This window comes from Verrucomicrobiota bacterium (assembly GCA_016871495.1).
Lineage (GTDB): Bacteria > Verrucomicrobiota > Verrucomicrobiia > Limisphaerales > VHDF01 > VHDF01.
Genome location: VHDF01000006.1, coordinates 81,294 through 94,698 on the forward strand (window position 1 = coordinate 81,294; position 13,405 = coordinate 94,698).

11 protein-coding genes are annotated in these 13,405 nt (G+C 60.4%); 9 read left to right on the forward strand and 2 right to left on the reverse strand.

Annotated elements, in window-relative coordinates:
• Positions 1 to 7: 7 nt before the first annotated feature.
• The 3 genes from pstA to phoU are packed head-to-tail and all read left to right on the forward strand — an operon-like array spanning position 8 to position 2,497.
• Positions 8 to 958, forward strand: a complete 951-nt coding sequence (gene pstA, locus FJ404_02735; protein MBM3821801.1) for a phosphate ABC transporter permease PstA — start codon at positions 8 to 10, stop codon at positions 956 to 958.
• Positions 959 to 981: 23 nt separating this feature from the next.
• Positions 982 to 1,800, forward strand: coding sequence for a phosphate ABC transporter ATP-binding protein (locus FJ404_02740; GenBank protein ID MBM3821802.1), 819 nt, complete (start codon positions 982 to 984; stop codon positions 1,798 to 1,800).
• Between the two features lie 37 nt (positions 1,801 to 1,837).
• Entirely contained in the window at positions 1,838 to 2,497 is a 660-nt protein-coding gene (phoU, locus tag FJ404_02745) for a phosphate signaling complex protein PhoU (GenBank protein ID MBM3821803.1), read from the forward strand.
• Positions 2,498 to 2,503: 6 nt separating this feature from the next.
• Here phoU and FJ404_02750 read toward each other — a convergent pair whose 3' ends face one another.
• Complete coding sequence (locus tag FJ404_02750; GenBank protein ID MBM3821804.1) at positions 2,504 to 3,298, reverse strand: DUF1080 domain-containing protein; 795 nt, start codon at positions 3,296 to 3,298, stop codon at positions 2,504 to 2,506.
• Between the two features lie 71 nt (positions 3,299 to 3,369).
• Between FJ404_02750 and FJ404_02755 the strand changes: the two genes are divergently transcribed.
• The 4 genes from FJ404_02755 to FJ404_02770 all read left to right on the forward strand — a co-directional run bounded on the left by FJ404_02755 (position 3,370) and on the right by FJ404_02770 (position 7,206).
• A complete protein-coding gene (locus tag FJ404_02755; protein MBM3821805.1) occupies positions 3,370 to 3,624 on the forward strand; it encodes a hypothetical protein in 255 nt (84 codons plus the stop codon).
• A 265-nt stretch (positions 3,625 to 3,889) separates the two neighbouring features.
• Positions 3,890 to 4,978 (forward strand): galactose mutarotase, encoded by a 1,089-nt coding sequence (locus FJ404_02760; protein MBM3821806.1) that lies wholly within the window; start codon positions 3,890 to 3,892, stop codon positions 4,976 to 4,978.
• A 90-nt stretch (positions 4,979 to 5,068) separates the two neighbouring features.
• Positions 5,069 to 6,283 carry an MFS transporter gene (locus tag FJ404_02765; GenBank protein ID MBM3821807.1) on the forward strand — a complete coding sequence of 405 codons (1,215 nt, stop codon included), beginning with the start codon at positions 5,069 to 5,071 and terminating at the stop codon, positions 6,281 to 6,283.
• On the forward strand, positions 6,280 to 7,206 hold the full coding sequence (locus tag FJ404_02770; protein ID MBM3821808.1) for an N-acetylneuraminate lyase: 927 nt from the start codon (positions 6,280 to 6,282) through the stop codon (positions 7,204 to 7,206). Before FJ404_02765 ends, FJ404_02770 begins: the two co-directional genes overlap by 4 nt.
• Positions 7,207 to 7,480: 274 nt before the next feature.
• On the opposite strand, the gene FJ404_02775 is transcribed toward FJ404_02770, so the two are convergent.
• Positions 7,481 to 8,755 (reverse strand): hypothetical protein, encoded by a 1,275-nt coding sequence (locus FJ404_02775; GenBank protein MBM3821809.1) that lies wholly within the window; start codon positions 8,753 to 8,755, stop codon positions 7,481 to 7,483.
• 262 nt (positions 8,756 to 9,017) lie between these two features.
• On the opposite strand from FJ404_02775, the gene FJ404_02780 reads away from it, so the two are divergent.
• On the forward strand, positions 9,018 to 10,454 hold the full coding sequence (locus FJ404_02780; GenBank protein MBM3821810.1) for a DUF1501 domain-containing protein: 1,437 nt from the start codon (positions 9,018 to 9,020) through the stop codon (positions 10,452 to 10,454).
• Between the two features lie 398 nt (positions 10,455 to 10,852).
• Positions 10,853 to 13,021 carry a hypothetical protein gene (locus tag FJ404_02785; GenBank protein ID MBM3821811.1) on the forward strand — a complete coding sequence of 723 codons (2,169 nt, stop codon included), beginning with the start codon at positions 10,853 to 10,855 and terminating at the stop codon, positions 13,019 to 13,021.
• Positions 13,022 to 13,405 lie beyond the last annotated feature (384 nt).

A 13,405-nucleotide genomic window follows, 5' to 3' on the forward strand; every position in this document is an offset into this window, starting at 1 on the left:
CGAAGCCATGACGATTCCGAAAGGCGGGAATCCATTTGCCCGGGTGCGGTTCGACTACGCGTCGAACGGGTTCTCGGCGCTGACCGGGCTCGCGACGCTGCTCATTGTGGCCATTCTGTTCGTGATCCTGGGCAACATCGCCTATTTCGGCTGGCCCAGCTTGTCCTGGCGCTTTGTGACGGGGGGCACGGAAAAAGACATGTTCAATGTGGATCACGCGGGCGTGATGCCGATGATTTTTGGCACGGCGGCCCTGGTGATCTTGATGAGCATCGCCGTCGTTCCCGTGGGAGTGATCACGGCTGTGTATTTGACCGAATACACCCAGAGCAATTCGGTCATGACCCGGGTCATCCGTGGAGCCGTGAACAACCTGGCAGGGGTGCCCTCGATCGTGTTCGGGCTTTTTGGATTGGGGTTCTTTATCAACTTTGTGGGCCAAAACATGGACGCGATTCTGGGAAAGGCAGACGAGCCAGTCTGGGGGAAGCCGGCGATCCTCTGGGCCGCGCTGACCCTGGCCATCCTCACGCTGCCCGTGGTCATCGTGGCGACGGAAGAGGCGTTGAAAGCGATTCCAAACGGATTGCGGGAAGCCAGCTTGGCGCTCGGAGCGACGAAACTGCAGACGGTGATGAAAATCGTCATCCCTCAGGCCCTCCCGGGCATTATGACCGGCAGCATTCTCGCGGTAAGCCGGGGGGCGGGCGAAGTGGCGCCGATCATGTTCACCGGCGCGGCCTACTACATGGCCGAACTCCCATCCCGCTTGACGGATCAGTTTATGGAATTGGGCTACCATGTTTTCATTCTGTCCACCCAATCGCCGGATATCGAACGCACGCGTCCGATTTTATATGCCACCGTGGTGGTGTTGCTGGGGCTGACTTTTCTGCTGAATTTTGTGGCGATCCTGGTTCGGGCGCAGATGCGGCGCAAGCTGCGCTCCTTGTCCTAAATCAACGAGATCTTCCGACCCGCATGACTGATTCCATCGTGCCCAAAAGTCTGGTGCCTCGCGCCGCGGACGGCGCCGCCCCCCCCGCGTCGACGCTCATCGAGACAGAGCGGCTCTCCCTGTATTATGGCTCAACGCAAGCGCTGAAGGAGATCACCCTCACGATACCGGAGAAGGAGGTGACCGCCTTGATCGGGCCATCCGGGTGCGGGAAATCAACTTTCCTCCGCTGTTTCAACCGGATGAATGATTTGATCGACAGCGTGCGCATTGAGGGAAAGGTCTCCATCGGCGGCCAGGACATCCACGCGCCCGAAGTGGACGTGATCGAATTGCGAAAAAAGGTCGGGATGGTTTTCCAAAAGTCGAATCCATTCCCGAAATCGATTTTCGAGAATATCGCCTATGGACTCAGGCTGGCCGGGGTGCGCACGAAGTCCGAGATTGAGACTGCGGTGGAGACGAGCTTGCGGGGGGCGGCCCTGTGGGAAGAGGTGAAGGACCGTTTGCACTCCAGCGCGCTGGGTCTGTCCGGCGGTCAGCAGCAGCGTTTGTGCATTGCGCGCGCCATTGCGATCCGGCCCGAGGTGGTTTTGATGGATGAACCGGCCTCGGCCCTGGATCCCATTGCGACCTCCCGCATCGAGGAGTTGATTCTGGAGTTGAAGCGTGAGTTTACGATTGTGATTGTCACTCACAACATGCAGCAAGCGGCGCGCATTTCGGATCACACAGCCTTCTTTTATCTTGGAAAGCTCATCGAATTCGGGACCACTCGGAGGATCTTCACCAATCCGCGCGAGAAACAGACCGAGGATTATGTGACCGGGCGTTTCGGCTGAGCGACGAGGCCGGCGCGGGGAGAAGCGAAGCCATCTTATGACCCATCATTTTGAACAGGAATTGCAAGAGCTCAAGGACCTTCTGCTGGCCATGACGAGCCGCGGGGCGGCCGCGGTGGGGAACGCCATCAAGGCGCTGGTGGACCGGGACGAGGCCCTGGCGCGCAAAGTGATCGAGGACGACCGCGAGCTCGACAGGCTGGAGATTGAGATCGACGACAAGTCCATTTCACTGCTGGCGCAGGCCCCGCTGGCCCGGGATTTGCGCACCGTGACGGTGGCCATGAAGATTTCCCATGATTTGGAGAGGATAGGGGACGAGGCGACGACGATCGCGCGGCGGTCTCTCGATTTAAATCAAGAGCCCCAGCTCAAACCTTATGTGGACATCCCTCGCATGAGCGAGCTCGCTTTGGCCATGTTGCACGAAGCCCTCACGGCCTTTGTGACCCTGGACGCCGAGCGAGCGAGGCAGGTGATTCCCCGCGACAAGGAGGTGGACCTTCTGAACAAGCAATTGCAGCGGGAACTGGCGAGCTACATGGTCGAGCGTCCTGTCACGATCAGCCGCTGTTTGCATTTGATGGTGATCTCCAAGGCCTTGGAGCGCGTGGCGGACCACGCCAAGAACTTCGCCGAGGAAGTGGTGTATCTGTGCGAAGCCGTGGACATCCGCCATCCGAACGCCCCGCGTTGACTTGGATCAATCGGCGAGATCGGTGTTGGCTTCCCTCAAGTCCAGCGGCTTGATCCAAATGTTCCGATAGCGGACATCGTGGCCTTCGGCCTGCAGTTTCAAACCGCCGGGAACGTCGGTGATCCCTTCGCCGCCCTCCCTGCCACCGTCGAGGCCAGAGTTCGCTCCGCCCCAGACTTTGTGGATGGGGTGATTCACGTGGACTTTCTTGCCGTTGAAATACACGGTGACGAGAGCCTTTTCGACGCGCTTGCCGTTTTGAAAGCGAGCCGCTCGGAACACGACGTCGTAGGCGTTCCATTTTCCGGTGCCGAGATAGGCGTCGTAGGGCGATTCTGTTTCATTGATGATGGCCCCCATGCCATGCTTGGTCTTGTCGCCGTCCAGGACCTGAATCTCGTAGCGGTTTTGCAGATAAACCCCGCTGTTCCCTCCGGGTTTCATGATCAGGAATTCGACATGAAGCCGGAAATCGCGGAATTCTTTCTTGGTGACAATATCGGCGGCTCCGTACTTGCCGCCTGCCGCGGCGGGGTCATCGGTCATCATGACCGTGCCGGAGTCCACCGGATCCTCGACGATCTTCCACTTGATGGGGAGCGTGGACGCGAAGCGCGGTCCCATCCAATAAGTCCACTTCTCATCGAGCATTTTTCGCGTGCCGTCGAACAGGATTTCGGCACCAGTCAGAGGTTTGGCACCCACGCCCATGGCGGCCTCAAGGCGCAGAGGGTCGGGGAGGAGGGTGGCGAGCATGAAAGCAAGGGCCGCGAACCGGCGGGTGGAACGGGAATCGATCATGGGGCGGAGACTGACGAAATTTGGAATGGGAGGCGAGCTGGAATTTAACCTTAAAACGGCAGTTGAACGTCGTGAAGATTTGCAAAGGCCTGGATGAGAAAGACATGACGAAGAACGAGGCACTTCCATCCTCTCCACGCGCCTGGTTCCCTTCGTCGCCCCGCAGGCTGGGCAGCCTGCGCTACAGCGGACAGGGCTGTTTGAGTTACCACGACTACCCGGTCATCAACAGCCTTTGGATGCACCGGAACACGCCAGATCCCGTTCCGGAAGTGGACCCACTTCGCGGCGCCTCCTCAATCGCACGCATCCACAGGTTGAGGTGATGCGCGCGGCAGCGCCGGGACGCGGCGTTCACGCCGCTGGAGGGCGTGTCTGCAAAGGGGCATGGCAGGTTCAACGGGCCAGGTTGCTGCCAGGGCGAAGCATTCACCCAGGGCGGGCTGTGGAGCGGGAGGAGATCGCCGCGGCCGGTGGGCGCGCGCGGAAGCGCCGTGAACGGCGCGCCCCGACAACGTGCGGATGCACCGCCTGAACCGAGACGGCCTTCTTTCCCATTGCCTTGGCTCGGGCGTTGGTCAAGATCGGCTCATGCAATGTTCCTCCCTCGCCATGGGCACCGCCCTCTTGGCGTTTCTTTTTCTCGCGACCACCGGACTGTCGGCCTCGTTTGAACGGGTATCCTCCTCGGATTATGGCAAAATGCCCGACGGCGCCGGGGTGCAACAGTTCACCCTCAGGAATTCGAAAGGGATGGTGGTGAAGATCATCACTTACGGGGCTATCATCACGGAAATTCAAGCTCCGGATCGCGGAGGCAAGATGGCCAATGTCGTGCTCGGAGCCGCTTCGTTGGATGAGTATTTGAAAGGATTTCGCGGGTCGGCCGCGGTCATCGGGCGTTTCGCCAATCGCATCGCCAAAGCCAAGTTCAAGATCGATGGCATGGAGTATTCGCTCGCGGCCAACAATGGGCGAAACCACATCCACGGAGGGCGAAAGGGTTTTGCGAGTGTGGTGTGGACCGGGCGGGTTCTGCCGGCGAAGCCGAACGAAGGATCCGTTGAACTGAGTTATTTGAGCAAGGATGGCGAAGAGGGATATCCGGGGAACCTTCACGTGAAAGTGATCTACACTCTGACCGATTCCCATGAGCTGCGCATGGATTATCTTGCGACGACAGACAAGGCGACTCCCGTGAATCTGACCAATCACGCTTACTTCAATCTGGCGGGTGAAGGCCATGTGCTGGATCACGAGCTCTGGCTGAATGCGGATCGATACACACCGGCGGACGATGAGTTGATTCCGACCGGGGCCATCGCGAGTGTGAACGGCACCCCATTGGATTTCACCACGCGCACGCGCGTCGGATCGCGCATCGAGCAACTCAAGCCCAAGCTGAACGGTTACGATCACAACTTTGTGGTCACCGGAGACAAGGGAGTGCTGCGAACGGCTGGAAAAGTGGTGGATCCGAAAACCGGGCGAGTGATGGACGTCAGCACCACCGAACCTGGTGTGCAGCTCTACACGGGCAATCACCTCCAGCACGGCGGGCTCTGTCTGGAAACCCAACATTACCCGGATTCCATCAATCAACCGGCCTTTCCCTCGCCGGTGTTGCGTCCAGGCCAAACCTGGAACAGCACGAGCGTATTTGCGTTCTCGGCGCAATGATCGGGTCATTGGGGCGTGCCGCAGCAGACTCAACCCTCGGATTCGGACGCGACCGGCGGAGGCTGGGCGGGCGCGGGCCGCTTGGCGTGGATGGTGGTCCTGCTGCTGTGGCCGGTGGCTTTGCTGAACTATCTCGACCGGCAGATGCTGGCGGCGATGAAGTTCTCGGTGATGAAGGATATTCCTTCGATCGGGACCGAAGCGAACTGGGGGATGATGCTGGGGCAGTTCAAGTGGGTTTATGCGATCCTGAGCCCCGTGGGAGGCTACATTGCGGATCGATTCAGCCGCAGGCTCACGATCTGTGGGAGCCTGTTTGTCTGGTCCGCGGTGACTTGGGCCACCGGGCATGTGCAAACGTATGACGGATTGCTGTGGACGCGATCCCTGATGGGAATTAGCGAGGCGTTTTATATTCCGGCGGCACTGTCTTTGATCGCCGAGTATCATTCAGGATCCACGCGGTCCCGGGCGGTGGGATTGCATCAGATGGCGATTTATGCGGGTGTGATTTCCGGTGGGTTCACGGGTTATTTGGCGGAGGATCCGGGGTTTGGATGGCGCCGGGTGTTTGATTTCACGGGCATCGCAGGAATCCTCTATTCCATTCCGCTGGTCTTCCTCTTGAAAGATGCCCCGGCGTCGGCCCGGGCGGTCGCGGAATCGGATCCCAAGCCGGCGATGGGCGCGGCGGTGAAGGAGTTATTCGGGAACCGCTCATTTGTCTTGTTGGTGCTTTGTTTTACCTTGCCGGCGCTTGCGGCTTGGGTGGTGAGGGACTGGATGCCGGCGATTTTGAAGCAGCAGTTCAACATTGGTCAGGGCAAAGCGGGGGTCTCGGCGACGCTGTACTGGCAGGTCGCAGCCGTGCTGGGGGCCATGGGTGGAGGCTGGCTCGCGGACCAATGGAGCCAGCGAACGGAACGAGGCCGGATTTATGTGGGGGCATTGGGGATCAGCCTGTTGATCCCGGCGCTGTTTGGGGTGGGCAACGCGGGGAGCCTCACGGTGGCGGTGGTTTTCCTGATTGTATTCGGGTTGGGATGGGGCGCCTTCGATTGCAACAACATGCCTATTTTGTGTCAGATTGCCCGGCCCCAGCTCCGGGCCACAGGGTATGGCCTTATGAATATGGTCAGCATCAGTTGCGGCGGCTTCGCCGATTGGGGCTTCGGAATTTTGCGGGATCGGCAGGTACCCTTGAATGTCATTTTTGGAGTTTTTGCAGGAATCGCGACGGTTTCGGTGGTGCTGATGCTGCTGATTCAACCTTCACGCCGCGAGCCTGGGAGTGCTCCCTCATGAAATCGTTTCCCATCACTGGCTTGGTCGCGGCTACCCACACGCCTTTCCGGGACGATGGCCAAATGCATCTCGACGCGATCGAGCATCAGGCCGCCCATTTGGTTCGACAGGGGGTTGAGTTTGCTTTTGTGGGTGGAACCACGGGCGAGAGCCATTCACTGACTCTGGAAGAGAGGCTGGCCTTGGCCGACCGCTGGATGAGTGTGACGCGCGGATCGACTTTGAAAGTCATGGTTCATGTGGGTGCGAATAGTGTGGAGGATGCAAGAATCCTGGCCAACCGGGCGTCCCGGGCAGGGGCGGCTGCCTTCAGCGCCATCCCTCCCTGCTATTTCAAGCCGCGCACTCTGGATTTACTGGTTGAATGCTCGGAGAAGGTGGCCGAAGCAGCACCCGAACTGCCGTTTTTTTATTATGATATTCCGTCCATGACCGGCGTGGCGTTCCCGATGGGCGAATTCCTGGAGCGTGCGTCGGCGCGGATTCCCAATTTGGGGGGCCTGAAATTCAGCAATCACGACTTGGCGATGTTCCAACAGTGCTTGCTGGCTTGTGAGGGGAAGCTGACCATTACCTTTGGATGCGATGAGTTCTTGCTCGCCGCATTGGCGCTAGGCGGTCGTGCCGGGATCGGCAGCACCTACAATTTCGCGGCACCCCTTTATCACCGGTTGGTGAAGGCCTTCGCCGACGGACGAATGGAGGACGCACGCATGGAACAGCGGCGCTCGGTTTGTCTGGTGGCCTTGCTTTCGTCGTTCGGTTACATGGCCGCCTCCAAGGCCTTGATGGGCATGCTTGGAGTGAACGTGGGACCCCCGCGTCTGCCCCACGCAGGACTCTCAAAGGAGGCCCAAAAATCGTTGCGGCTCCGCCTTGAAGAGCTCGGGTTTTTCGATTGGATCAAATGGGATCCGCAGTAGCGGAGTCCAGGACGCATCCTGCGGACGGACCGAAGGTGGAACCGTGGAATCGGGAAGCCTGGAAACGGCGATTCAGAAGCGTCGAGCTGCGCAAAAGCTTGAGCGTCAGAGGCCTGCCAAAAGTTGAGGTGCATCCGCAGGGTGACCCATCGAATCATGAGACAGGCCTTTGCCGCCAAGATCTTGCGATAGATCGATGCGGATCAATTGCGGTTTTCAGCAAAAGAACTCCACCGGATCGGGGTGCGGAACGGTGAGTAACTTCACCATCAAGTTAGTCGGAAGGTGAAGTTGTCCGTGTTCGACCGGTCCGCTTGGTATCCGGACGTCCGTGGTAAGCGACCAGGAAGAGGACAAGCAGAAATCCCACGCTGGCGGCGAGGGAAGCCCAGTAAAGACTCCAGCGGGTGCCTTGCGGGCCGGTAAGATATGCATGCCACCAACCGGTGCCCAGGTAGCCCGCTAAATTCCCAAATCCGCTGGTGAGCAGGACCAGGAGGGCTTGCGCTCGGGCCCGCCAAGCCGGATCGATCCGTTCATCGATGTAAATCTGGGCGGTAATGAAGACAAGGGTGTAAGAGAAACCGTGGAGGGCAATGCCACCGAGGATGAAGCCGCGTTGATCGAGGGCGCACAAGGCGAAGCGCAGCACCCCGCAACTCAGTCCGGCCACGAAAATCCACTTCAACCGCCAGCGCGTGATCAAGCCGCCGAGCATGAACATGGCGGCGATCTCGGTGATTTGGCCCAGCGTCATCCAGGCCGAAGTCCGCTCCAGGCCGAGTTCGCGCAGGTGAGGTGGTGTGTAGGGGTAAAATGCCGCCAGCGGGACGTTCAGCAGGGCCGCCGTGAAAAAGACGATGCGGTGATCGGACACGCGCAGGAGATCGAGAGCGTCGAGGCCCAGCCGCTGGCGGAGGGTTAATCCTTCGGACGAGTTGGGCGCTTCAACCTTCGGAAGCCGCCAAGTCATGGCGGCGACCCCGAGCCAGATCAGGCTGCCCGCAAACCCCGACCCAGGGGAGGCGTCGGCGCCCAAGGCGCTCACAAGCCAGCAACCCGCCATCCATCCGAACGTCCCAACCGCGCGGAGCGGGCCGAACTCATGTTTGGAGTTTGCGAGCCGCGCAAAGACCACCGTGCAGGAAAGCGGCCAGGTGGGGGATGAGCACAGCGAATGCACCTGAATGGCCAGCAAGGTAAGGCCCGGTCCGGCCTTCCAGTGGATCGCGGCGCTGGCCAGGGACATTGAGGCCGCAGTGGCCAGGGCCAGCCCGCGGAGGACCTTGACGGGGGACGCGTGGCGATCGGCCATGGCTCCAAACCAAAGTGGCGAGACGAAGGCCGCGATGGCCGAGGCCGCGTAAGCCATCGGTTTTGCGGACCCGAGTTCGTGACTATCCAAAACCCGGCCCAGCGGCACGAACCAAGCGCTCAAGGCGGCTCCGTGGAGGAAGAAAAGGACGGCGAGTTCCGGGTGGGTCAGAAAAGTCTTCTTCAATGGGACGCGAGGCAGCGCTCGCGGAGTCTGGGCAACCGAGCCAGCCAATCAAGCGGAAGTTGGACGATGCCGGGCCGCCCAGGGCGGCCACAAGTTGTCGGAAAGGTGCGCGGAGCGCCGGGTCGCGGCGTTCCCGCCGCTTCGGCCATGGGTCCGCCGGCGCGTCATGTTTTGACCCTGCCATGCTTGACCGAAAATCGGTCTCCTGTCTGGAAGGCTAAGTTTGTGTGTCATGTCGAGGTCAACACCGCGCTCCGCAGTCGATCGGGCCAACCGCCGTTGAACCTTGTCCGAACCGGCCGTTTGGCCTATGAATTTCGGTGTGAGCTCGTTGCTTTCCATGCCCCGCCGCGAAGCGCTTTGGCGCCTGGCCTGCGGTTTTGGCTCACTGGCGCTGGCCGGAATGCTCAGCCCCCGCGCCCATGCCTACACGAATCCACTCGCTCCGAAAGCGCCGATGATTCGTCCGCGGGCTCGTCGCGTCATCTTCCTGTTCATGCAGGGAGGACCGAGCCAGGTGGACACTTTTGATTACAAGCCACGCCTGGACCGCGATGACGGGAAGCAACTCCCCTTCGACGACGCCCGTACCCTGGCCAACACGGGCCATCGGGGCACGGACCAACGCGTGCTGAAGTCACCGTGGTCATTCGCCCGCCACGGTGCGAGCGGACATTGGGTCAGCGAACTGTTTCCGCAGGTTGCGCGGCATATCGACGACCTCTGCTTCATCCACTCGCTTCACACCGAAGGCGTGGCCCACGGACCCGCCACGCTTTTTCTCCATTGCGGTTCGACCAACTTTATCCGACCGAGCATGGGCGCCTGGGTGAGTTACGGCTTGGGAACGGAGAACGAGAATTTGCCCGGCTTTGTCTCCATCGCCCCCCCGTTGGGAAATGGCGGCGCTCGCAATTGGGGCCACGCCTTCCTGCCTCCTGTTTTCCAAGGCACTGCCGTCGGCGTGGCCGGTCAACCGGCCGGGGCACAAACGATTCGCAACCTCTCCGGCGCTTCCACCCATGCCGCGAGCCGCCGCCAGTTCGACCTGATCCAAGCCTTGAACGCCGGCCAGACTCGGGCGCACCCCGGCGACGCGGAGTTTGAGGCTGTGATCAACGCCTACGAACTGGCCTGGCGCATGCAGATGAACGCGCCCGGCGTGCTGGACTTCGCGGGTGAATCGCACTCCACGCTCGCTCTCTACGGCATTGGCGAGAAGGATACCGACGATTTCGGGCGCCAATGCCTCATGGCTCGCCGCTTGTGCGAGTCTGGCGTGCGCTTCGTCCAGGTGAATTACGGCGACAACACTGCGAACCCCCGTTGGGACCAGCATTCCAATTTGGCCAAACACGCAGATCATGCCCGCGCCGTGGACAAGCCAATTGCGGGACTCCTGGCGGATCTCAAGTCGCGCGGCCTGCTCGAAGACACCCTTGTCTGGTGGGGCGGCGAATTTGGGCGTACCCCATACGCGGAGAAAAACGGCACCGGACGCGACCACAACCCCGGCGGTTTCACCGTTTGGCTGGCGGGAGGCGGGGTGAAGCCCGGTTTCGCGCTCGGCGCCACGGACGACTTCGGCCATTACGCCGTGCAGAACAAAGTGCATATGCACGATCTCCACGCGACCGTTCTGCACCTGCTCGGACTAGACCACGAACGCCTGACTTACACGTTCGACGGTCGCCCTTTCCGGCTCACGGATGTGCATGGACACGTGGTGAGGGAAATCTTGGCTTGAGAGCCTCTTTGTGATTTCGGCAAGGGTCCTGCGGAGAGAGATTTTGGGGCCAGCCAAGGCGGCGAGGCGGTAGCATCCCCGCATCGGGCTCTGAGGGCCGAGCCAACACGGGCCGCCGCGCTTTCCGCCCGAAAGCGGGACTCCAAACGCCCCGCCCCGGCCGGCGTCTTGCGAATTCGCCGTGGGTGAGTTCAAAGACGGTGCATCCCGATGTTGCCGGTGATGCAGGTAGGGCGCGTCCGTCCCGGCGCGCCGCCGGAGCATGATGTTTTGCATCCAGTGGGCGGCGGGCTGGGACAGGCCCGCCCTACCAACGGCTTCGGGATGCACGGGTTCAAAGAGCGATCCCAACGGTGGGCTTGATTCAGGCGGAACTCCCTCTAGTCTCCCCCCGCTCTATGACCACCTCCCGATCTTCCCCCTCGCCCACCAAGCATCGTTGGAAGTTTTTCCGTGCCGGCGGTTTTGACCAAGTCCTCCTCGAAACCGGCGCTGACCTGCTCAGCCTGGATCAATTGGACCAAAAACTTTGGGTCGCCCTGGCCTGCCCAACCCGCGGCGTCGAATTCGACACGCAAACGCTCGATTTGATCGATAGCGACAAGGACGGACGGATTCGCCCGCCGGAAATCCTCGCCGCCGTCCGCTGGGCCGGTTCTTTGCTCAAGAACCCCGATGACTTGACCAAAGGCCGCAACTCTCTGCCTCTTGCCGCCATCCAAGACTCCAGCCCGGAAGGCAAACAGGTCCTGGCCGCGGCGAAGCAAATCCTCGCCAATCTCGGAAAGGCCGACGCCACCGAAATCAGTGCCGAGGACACGGCGGATCAAGCGCGGATCTTCGTCCAGACGAGATTCAACGGAGACGGCATCGTCACCGAGAGCTCGGCCGATGACGACGCGACCAAAGCCGTCATCAAGGACATTATCGCTTGCCTGGGTGCCGAGACGGACCGCAGCGGCAAACCCGGAGTTTCCCAGGCCAAGATCGATCAGTTTTTCGCGGATGCCGCGGCCCTCACCTCCTGGACCAAGAAAGCCCAGGAACCAGGGTTCCTCCCGCTCGCGGACAAATCAGCCGAAGCTCATAGCGCGCTCAAGGCGGTTCGCGCCAAGATCGACGACTTTTTCGCCCGTTGCCGCCTGGCGGCTTTCGACAGCAGAGCCTTGACGGCGGTGAACCGGCAAGAAGCCGAGTATTTGTCCTTGGGGACCAAGGACCTTTCTTCTGGCGGCTCCGAGTTTGCCCATTTCCCGCTGGCCCGAGTGGAAGCCGGGAAGCCTTTGCCCCTTGTCGAAGGGGTCAATCCAGGCTGGGCAACGGCTTTGGGAGCATTTCACGCCTCAGTGGTGAAGCCGATTCTGGGCGATAAAGCATCGCTGACGGAATCCGAGTGGCGGTCGTTGTCGGACAAATTTACCGCCTACGAAGCCTGGCTGGGCGCCAAAGCGGGAGCGTCGGTTGAAAAACTGGGTTTGGCGCGGTTGGAGGAAACGCTCGCGGGGAAAGCCAAGGAAACGCTCGCGGGATTGATTGCGAAGGATAAGGCGCTGGAACCGGAATCCAACGGAATCGCCTCGGTGGATCGCTTGGTTCGCTACCATCGCGACATGCATCGCCTGCTGAACAACTACGTCTCCTTCACCTATTTCTACAACCGTCGCGACAGGGCGATGTTCCAGGCGGGCACACTCTACCTCGATCAAAGAAGCTGTGAACTTTGCATGCGGGTCGAGGATCCCGGCAAGCACGCGAGCATGGCGGGTCTGGCGGGCACGTATCTGGCCTACTGCGATTGTGTGCGCAAGGGATCGGGTGAAAAAATGCAAATTGTGGCCGCGTTTACGGGCGGCGATTCGGACAATCTCATGGTCGGTCGCAACGGGGTATTCTACGACCGGCAAGGCCGGGATTGGGACGCCACGATCAGCAAGATCATCGACAACCCCATCAGCATCCGGCAGGCCTTTTTCGCTCCGTACAAGAAGTTGGTGCGGATGATTGAGGAAAATATCGCGAAAAGAGCCGCGGCAGCCGATTCAGCAGCCACCGCCAAATCGGTGAGTGAGGCGGACAAAGCGAAGCCCGCCGAACCGCCCAAGAAGATCGACACCGGCACTTTGGCCGCAATCGGTTTGGTGCTCACCACGCTGCTGGGAGCGCTGGGGACCATTTTCGGCAAATTGCTCGACCTGTCCTGGTGGCAGATCCCCCTGGCCATCCTGGCCATCCTCGTGATGATCTCGCTTCCTTCCGTCGTCATGGCGTACCTGAAATTGCGAAAGCGCAATCTCGGACCCATCCTCGACGCCAACGGATGGGCGGTCAACGCGAAGGCCCGCATCAATGTTCCGTTCGGCGGCTCGCTCACCAAAGTGGCGGCGGTCCCCCCGGGATCCGAATGGTCGCTCGATGATCCTTTCGCGGAGCAAAACAACAGCTCGAAGTGGATCGTCTTTGCCGTCATCCTCGGGCTGGGCATCGCCCTCGCCTCGATCGTTTACAAGAAGGGTTCCGAACAGCAATCCGCCCCGGAAAAACCCGCCGCCGCCGCCCCCGCGAAATAAATTCTACAGGGCCGGACTATTCCTGGTGTAAATTGGCAAGAACGCGGACTTGCGCCAAAGCTCATGCCAGCCGCTCGCGATCTCGTTCTCGATCCAAAATTCAAAACCTAAAATCGCACATCCAGAGTTCCCCTCACCCTCCTTCATCCCGCTCCGGCACTCGTATTACTTTTAACCTCAAATTCCTCAGCGCAAACAATTCCTCCTCCACTCCCTTCATCCGCCTCGCTCCCGACTTCCGCTTCGGTCCGAACCGTTCCCTCATCGCTCCGAACATTTCCTCCACATACTCCCGGCTCCCAAAAATCGCTCCGTCACAGAAATACCTTACACGGCACCTCACATATTCACTCACCGGCAACCGCCCTTTCGCTTCCAACACCG

Coding starts and splice junctions, on each gene's coding strand:
- pstA (MBM3821801.1), top strand. CDS start 8: ATGACGATTCCGAAAGGCGGGAATCCATTTGCCCGGGTGCGGTTCGAC.
- FJ404_02740 (MBM3821802.1), top strand. CDS start 982: ATGACTGATTCCATCGTGCCCAAAAGTCTGGTGCCTCGCGCCGCGGAC.
- phoU (MBM3821803.1), top strand. CDS start 1,838: ATGACCCATCATTTTGAACAGGAATTGCAAGAGCTCAAGGACCTTCTG.
- FJ404_02750 (MBM3821804.1), bottom strand. CDS start 3,298: ATGATCGATTCCCGTTCCACCCGCCGGTTCGCGGCCCTTGCTTTCATG.
- FJ404_02760 (MBM3821806.1), top strand. CDS start 3,890: ATGCAATGTTCCTCCCTCGCCATGGGCACCGCCCTCTTGGCGTTTCTT.
- FJ404_02765 (MBM3821807.1), top strand. CDS start 5,069: ATGGTGGTCCTGCTGCTGTGGCCGGTGGCTTTGCTGAACTATCTCGAC.
- FJ404_02770 (MBM3821808.1), top strand. CDS start 6,280: ATGAAATCGTTTCCCATCACTGGCTTGGTCGCGGCTACCCACACGCCT.
- FJ404_02780 (MBM3821810.1), top strand. CDS start 9,018: ATGAATTTCGGTGTGAGCTCGTTGCTTTCCATGCCCCGCCGCGAAGCG.
- FJ404_02785 (MBM3821811.1), top strand. CDS start 10,853: ATGACCACCTCCCGATCTTCCCCCTCGCCCACCAAGCATCGTTGGAAG.